Below are 7,316 nucleotides of genomic sequence, written 5' to 3'. Positions count from 1 at the left end.
ATTAATTCCATCATATTCATTGGCTAGCACTATTATTTCATCGATTTCTTCATTTGATAAAGTTTCACTGTCAAGTAATTTTTTAAGCCTTCCATCTTTATCTTTTTCCAAAGCAAATATTAAAGGTAATGTATAATATCCTCTTTTCAAGTCTTTTAAAGCTAGTTTGCCTAGTTGCTCTGTATTACCTCTATAATCAAGTATATCATCTATAATTTGAAAAGCCATTCCTGCATAATATCCTATTTTGCCTAAAGACTTTGAAATAGACTCACTACATTTTGCTTCATTGGCGCCTGTATAAAAACTTATTGCAAAAAGTGCAGCAGTCTTTCCAGATATTATTCTAATATAATTTCTTAGGCTTGCATTCTTTCCGTATCTGAGATTATATTGAGTAATCTCTCCCATACAAATCTTAGTTAACACCTTTGAAATATTCCTTAAATCCTCCATATTATAATCATACTCAGCTAGCATATTAATACATTGACAAAAAAGAAAATCTCCAGTATAGACTGCATAATCCTTTCCAAATTTATATTGTATAGTATCGCAACCTCTTCTAAGCTTAGCATCGTCTATTATATCATCATGAATTAAAGTAGCCATATGGAGCATCTCAATAACTGCTGCAATATTATTAATTTTTTTAACATCATATTCTCCGAATTTACTAGATAAAAGAACAAATGCAGGTCTAAGCATCTTACCGCCACTTTCAACCATTGGCAATATAGACTCTTCTAGGATTTTCTCTCTAGATTTTAAATTTTTTTTAATAATATTCTTCACTTCATTTAGTTCATTGATTAATGCAGGATAATCGTTCCAAAATTTATTCATCTTCTCACCTTTACTCACTAAGTTTATAAATAAGATTCTTTTTATATAATTCTATACAATAATGAAATGTCCTTCTAAAGAAATCTTTAAAAGGACACTGTATTTTAATTCTACTAATCAACATATAGATAAGTCTTCTTTGCAAAACCTGTATTCTTCCACCATTTTTTCAGAACAGGTAATACATAATAGTCAAGACCAAGTGTGCTTCCAGAACCACCTATTAAGGCAACACCTGCTGCTAAATACCAAAGCATTTCTGTAGGTGCCATACCAGAAGACCAAATCATAAGTCCCATTGCTATAGATATTAGAGAAGCTAAAGCTGTAAACAAGCCTGCAATCAATAACAATCCTACTATCACTTCACCTATAACCATACCTGCTTGGAAGATTTCAGCTAGTTTTGTATATCCTCCTTCAGGTGTATAGAAGAATGCATCCATTGACCATTTTACTATATTTTCAATAAATTCTGGTACTGGTAGTGCTGCACCCCATTGGGATGCTGCTTCTGCTGCCGCTTCTGCTCCTGCAGCTGCACCAGTTGCTGCTGCTGTTGCATCTGCTGCTGCTGAAGCTGCACTTGTAGCTGATGCTGGTGCTGGTATCAAGAATATCTTTGAAGGATCTTCAAGAATTCCTGGTAATTTATGCAAACCCTGTTCTAACCATTTATAGCCTACAAATAATCTTAATGGGAATAGCCAGAAGTTTGGAGAGCGTTTAGCAAAGTGACCACCAAGGAAGCTTCTGTTATCCTTAACATTAAAGAATTCATGCATAACATAAGACCAACATTTATTAAAGCCTGCTACTTGGAAGAAATATATCAAGTTAATAAAATGCTTAGAAAGCATTGCAAAGAAGCTAGGTAATCCAAAGAACTTTCCTGGGAAACCTACATGTGCTGTACCATATTTACCACCTATACAAACCATAGCTCCATGGAAAGCTGGTTTATAGGACTTCTTTTCTCCACCTTTAATATCTGCATAAATATTATGTGCAACTAGTGGCGCAGAATGTTCTGCGTTCTCAACCATTTGTGGAACAGGTCTTTCTTCTCCTTCAGGTATATAGAATATATTGTCTCCTACTACATAAACATTATCATAATCTAATGATTGAAGCTTGTCATTTGTTACAATTCTTTTTCTACCTTTTTGTTCAATATCTAGATTGTCTAGTAATTCACTACCTTCAACTCCTGCTGCCCAAACTACTGTTTCTGCCTCTATAGTACCTTTTTCACCCATAGTAACAGAACCTGGCTTAACTTCTGTAATTCCTGCTCCTGTTATTATCTCAACACCTAATTTTCTAAGTCTATTTTCTGCTTTTTTAATTAATTTATCTGGGAATATAGGAAGAATTTTAGGTAAAGCATCAACTACATAGAGCTTCACTTCTTTTTCATCTACATAGAATTCTTTGCAAAGTCTATCTTTCCACTCTGCAAGCTCACCTATCATTTCAACTCCAGTAAAACCTCCGCCAACTACCACAAAAGTAAGCATCTTTCTTCTTTTTTCTACATTAGGTTCTTTTACTGCTCCTCTAAACATATTGAGAATATGCTCCTTAAGATCAACTGCATCCTCATATGACCAAAGCTTTTTAGTATATTCTTCTGCACCAGGAATACCGAAATATGTTGGCTTACATCCAGTACCTAACACAAGATAATCATATTTATAAGTGTTTACTTCTGATTTTAACGTTTTCCCTTTAAAATCAATCTCAGTGATTTCATCAAGTACAAAATCTACCTTTCTTTTTGCAAATACTTTTTTGAATTCGATTCTAATAGAATCTTCAGGAACTCTGTTTGCTGCAACCTCATGTAATTCAGTCAACATTGTATGATATGGTTTCTTATCAATCAACGTTACTTTTACGCTGTCATCCTTTTTAAATAACTTACCTAGCTTTTTTGCTGCTAATATACCGCCATAGCCACCACCAAGTACTATGATTTGTTTAGTATTAGCCATTACTTAACCTCCCCTTTATTTGCATTAAGATGGGTTGAACTCCCTGTCAATGGAGCCCTCTTTAACGAATATTAAAATGAATAGTATACTATTCAATATAAAGTTTGATAATACACAAACTATCTTAGTTAAAATATTATCATAGCTTTAGTAAATGTCTACATTTGGAAGGTTTTTGGTCATTAGCTATACTTTTTGTTTATTTTGTTCATGATTATTTTCATTCAACTAGCAAATGATAATAATTTGATGCTTTTTCTTTTACTTTAAACAAATTTTTAATAGTGTTATAATGTTTTTGTTAACATATGACTCGATTTAGAAGGAAAGAGGGAAAATATGAGAAAAACTAGAAAAATGACTATTATCAAATTTGAAGAAAAGTCTGATTTTGAATATAAAGGGAATAGAAAAGCTAAAAAGTTTATTGTTTATGTATTGTCTATTATTGTAATAGCCATTGGTCTGTATTCTGTTTTATATAAATATAAAGATATGAACCAATCTGAAAATAGTTTAACAAAAGAGAAAACTGGATTTCTATTAGGTACAGTTGTACAAATTAAACTTTTAGAGCCTCAGCCTGAAGATTTTTTTAATGAAGCATTTAGTCTTATACAAAGTATTGAGAATAAAATGAGCATTAATATCGAAAATAGCGAAGTAAGTAAGATTAATAAAAACGCTGGAAAGTCTTATGTCAAGGTGTCACCTGAAACCTACTTTGTAATTGAAAAAGGAAAGTACTATTCTTCACTTTCAAATGGATTCTTTGATATAAGCATAGGACCTCTAGTAAAGCTTTGGGGAATTGGAAGTAAAGATGCAAATGTTCCTCGGCAAAGTGAAATCGATAAAGTATTAAGAAAAATTGACTATAATCATATTTTACTTAATGAATCTGATAGAAGCGTTAAGTTAGCAGAAGAAGGCATGGTTATTGACTTAGGCGGTATTGCAAAAGGATATGCTGCAGATGTAATTGCAGACTATCTAAAATCAAAAAATATTAACAATGCTATTATTGATTTAGGTGGAAATGTATTAGCCTTAGGGGGAAAAAGCCAAAATGATAAATGGAATATTGGCATCCAAAACCCATTTCAGGAAAGAAATAAACATATAGGTATATTAAACGTCAAAGATAAAACCATTGTTACATCCGGAGTATATGAAAGGTACTTTATTGAGACCGGGAAGAGATACCATCATATTTTAGACCCATTTACAGGCTATCCTGTGAAAAACTCTTTAATGAGTGTCACCATAGTCGCAGACAAATCAATAGATGCAGATGGATTATCAACTACAGTATTTGCTCTGGGAACTGAAAAAGGAATGGAGTTAATTGAAAAGTTAGATGGAATTGATGCAATTCTTGTAGATAAAGATAAAAATGTATATGTTACAAAAAGTCTTAAAGAGTCCTTCAAAATTACAAATGATGAATTCAAAGAAAAAGATATTTAAAGCAAAGGAACGTATGCAATAGGTGCAATAGGGACGGTTCTTTTTGCATCAAATCAAATGCAAAAACCGTCCCATTAGCATTTAGTACTCTTTTTTTATATGCTTATTTCATCTAACTCATGCAAGTTATATTGCTTAATAAGCCTCATTAATTTAATAGGATATTGTGGGTCAGTAGCATATCCTGCCCTTCTTATAGCCCAAGCACCTAAAGTACTGTTATGCATTACTTCCCTAAATGGCTCATATCTTTCCTTATCTAAAAGCAATCTATTATAGTCTATCCAGCTTTCTTTTACATTATTGTATGCTCTAAATTCTGCATCAACATGGAATGTTACTCCATTATATACTTCCCATGTTTTAATTATTACACTACCTGCAGACCCATTGCCCTTTATCCCAAATAGATTGTTAGACATCTTTCCACTATATTTATCTACTGGTACGCTCTGCCCCCAACCCGTTTCATTAATAGCTTGAGCTACTTGAATAGCTGCAGACATACCTGTCTTTTCCCAGGATTCCCTTGCCAGTTTAGATGCTAACCCCAAGAATTGATCTTTTTCTATAACAGGAGCTTTTGAATAAATTTTACCTAAATATACTCTAACAGGAACAGCTTCACTTAGGACTTTCTTTCCTGAATTATATATACCCTCAGCTTGAATCATCCAATTTCCTTCATGACCTTGAGCAGGTGTAAGTGTATATTCAGCTTGTGGAGCTTGATTAGACGCTATAACTTTTTTGGCTCCTGTTGCCACATTTATAAAAATATAATTTACTTTTTCTAGTGCAACATTGCTGGTAGCCTTTAGCTTAACTGACCCTGTAATAACTTGTTTAGGTCCTACACCTTCTAAAAGTAATCTAGGAGTTCCGGCTAAATTAACACTTACTCTATCACTTTCATGAATTACTCCTCTAGTATCCTTAACTCTTACAAATAATTCCTTAGTTCCTGAATACTCTGGACCTGGAAACCATTTGTAGCTTCCATATGGAATCTGAGCTAAAATCTCTTCTTTTCCAGTACTTGGATCTCTCAGTACATATTCAGTTTGGTTAACATAGAAATTTATTGAAGATGATAATGTTATTGGCTTATTAATAGTTGCTCCATTTGAAACCCCTGACAATGCTAGCTTGCGAGGAACATCAACCTTGGCACTAATTACTTGACTCTCATAAGCCTGATTATCACTATCATATGCTATTACCTTAAAAGCATAGTTCCCATTATCATACATATTAGGTGTCCAATTATACGGTCCATATGGATCAGATTCAGAAGTTACTGTTACCTTATTGTTATCCAAGTTAGTAATTTCATATTTTACATAGGATGAAACAAAATTACTATCAGTACCTATAGAAACTGTACCAGTTAGTACTTGATCTTGAACTAAACCAATTAATGATACCTCTGGAATAACCTCTACATTTACAGAAATAGAATCACCTGCTAAAAAATGTCCATTATTATCATAAATAGCAGCTACAAGCACCCGTTCTCCACTTTCTTGTAAACTTGGTACCCAAAGATACTTGTCAGTTAATTGCTTTCCTCTAGCTATAACAGTGCCTTTTGCTGTATTAGGATCTAACAAAAGGTATTTTATCTCAGATGCGTTTTTTATTTCACCACTAGGTAAATCTATTTGTAGCTCTGTTTTTCCTGTAATGGCTTGTCCCGAATTAATGGATGAAATATTCACATCAAAGAATGGCTCAATGTCAACTTTTTTATTTGCATCCATATAAATAGTGTTGCTATCTGCATCCCATTCAACCTCTATTCCTAATGCATTACCAACTAAGCGAAGAGGTACATAAGTACGATCATTTATAACTTTTGGTGGTACATCACATAAATCATATATTTTTTCAGCGTTTTCATATACAACTAAATGGCTATCAATCCTTAAAAGTACAGAAGTATTTTCCTTTTCTATCTTAACTGTCCAGTCTTCTCCATTCCAATCAACTCGTGCTCCAAGTTGTTCAGCTATAAAACGTATTGGTACAAGAGTTCTATTATTTTGTATTACAGGTTCAGCTTTTAAAGTAATATCTTGTCCATTTAACAATAATTTAGGTTCATTTGTAGCTAAAGCTTCAGGGCTAGATATCTGAATAAACATAAGAACTGCTAACAGTATGCAAAATTGACTCCATTTTATCACTTTAGTTCTTTTCTTCATTTTGTGCCTCCTCCACAAATAATTTTTGACCTTTGTTATTATCATTGTACATTAAAATGTTGAATAAATTAAGTTACTATTTGATTACAATTGCTTTTCTCCTAAAAAAACAGATTTTTATTATTAATTATCATCTTTAATGGGTAATAGAGTTATAATAGATCTAGAAAGGAGGAAGTTTATGGGCACGACTAAACTAAATGGTAAATTAAAGGGAAATATGGCTTTTGAAATGAATATTAATGGTCATAATCTTATTGTTGATGCATCTGAAGAAGTAGGTGGAAATAATTTAGGCCCCAGACCTAAGCCACTGCTGTTAGCAGGGTTAATTGGATGCACAGGTATGGATGTTGTATCTATATTAAATAAAATGAGAGTGGAAATAGAAGATTTAAATATTGAAGTAGAAGCTAATAATACTGAGGAACACCCTAAGGTTTATAAAAATATTCATTTAATCTTTAAGTTTAAAGGAAAAAATCTTCCTTTAGATAAAATTACAAGAGCTGTGGAACTGTCTCAAGAAAAATATTGCGGTGTTTCTGCTATGCTAAAGGCTGCTACACCCGTTACTTACGAAATTATGTTAGTAGAATAAACTAGAAGATAAGAAATATTTATAGATATAGCTGGTGCTAATGATGTGTGCTCACCCCTATTTAAAAGCAAGTCAATTAATACAAGATAACTTGCATTAATTGACTCGTTTGAAGTAATTAATAATAATTTCAGAGAAAATTTTTTCTATAGAATAAGCTCCATAATAGTTGTTTAATAAAATAAGGGGATATGA

General features: G+C 32.5%; 5 protein-coding genes. 2 read left to right on the top strand and 3 right to left on the bottom strand.

Annotated elements, in window-relative coordinates; all coding sequences use genetic code 11:
- Together ABV008_RS02325 and ABV008_RS02320 are read right to left on the bottom strand one after the other, a co-directional pair.
- On the bottom strand, positions 1–846 hold an 846-nt coding region (locus ABV008_RS02325), incomplete at its 3' end, for a polyprenyl synthetase family protein (RefSeq protein ID WP_352418202.1).
- Positions 847–959: 113 nt separating this feature from the next.
- Positions 960–2,843 carry an NAD(P)/FAD-dependent oxidoreductase gene (locus ABV008_RS02320; RefSeq protein WP_352418201.1) on the bottom strand — a complete coding sequence of 628 codons (1,884 nt, stop codon included), beginning with the start codon at positions 2,841–2,843 and terminating at the stop codon, positions 960–962.
- A gap of 339 nt (positions 2,844–3,182) precedes the next feature.
- On the opposite strand from ABV008_RS02320, the gene ABV008_RS02315 reads away from it, so the two are divergent.
- Positions 3,183–4,313, top strand: coding sequence for an FAD:protein FMN transferase (locus tag ABV008_RS02315; protein ID WP_352418200.1), 1,131 nt, complete (start codon positions 3,183–3,185; stop codon positions 4,311–4,313).
- 95 nt (positions 4,314–4,408) lie between these two features.
- On the opposite strand, the gene ABV008_RS02310 is transcribed toward ABV008_RS02315, so the two are convergent.
- Complete coding sequence (locus ABV008_RS02310; RefSeq protein WP_352418199.1) at positions 4,409–6,520, bottom strand: stalk domain-containing protein; 2,112 nt, start codon at positions 6,518–6,520, stop codon at positions 4,409–4,411.
- Between the two features lie 181 nt (positions 6,521–6,701).
- On the opposite strand from ABV008_RS02310, the gene ABV008_RS02305 reads away from it, so the two are divergent.
- A complete protein-coding gene (locus ABV008_RS02305; RefSeq protein ID WP_352418198.1) occupies positions 6,702–7,121 on the top strand; it encodes an OsmC family protein in 420 nt (139 codons plus the stop codon).
- The last annotated feature ends 195 nt before the right edge of the window (positions 7,122–7,316 follow it).

The sequence above is a fragment of the Proteiniborus sp. genome (assembly GCF_040308045.1).
In the GTDB taxonomy this organism is placed as follows: Bacteria; Bacillota; Clostridia; order Tissierellales; family Proteiniboraceae; genus Proteiniborus.
The sequence above is the reverse complement of the archived record's forward strand: the minus strand, read 5'-3'. Positions and strand labels throughout refer to the sequence as shown.

Bases quoted from the DNA above. Each gene is read 5' to 3' on its own strand.
- ABV008_RS02315 (WP_352418200.1), top strand. From the start codon at position 3,183: ATGAGAAAAACTAGAAAAATGACTATTATCAAATTTGAAGAAAAGTCT.
- ABV008_RS02320 (WP_352418201.1), bottom strand. From the start codon at position 2,843: ATGGCTAATACTAAACAAATCATAGTACTTGGTGGTGGCTATGGCGGT.
- ABV008_RS02305 (WP_352418198.1), top strand. From the start codon at position 6,702: ATGGGCACGACTAAACTAAATGGTAAATTAAAGGGAAATATGGCTTTT.
- ABV008_RS02310 (WP_352418199.1), bottom strand. From the start codon at position 6,520: ATGAAGAAAAGAACTAAAGTGATAAAATGGAGTCAATTTTGCATACTG.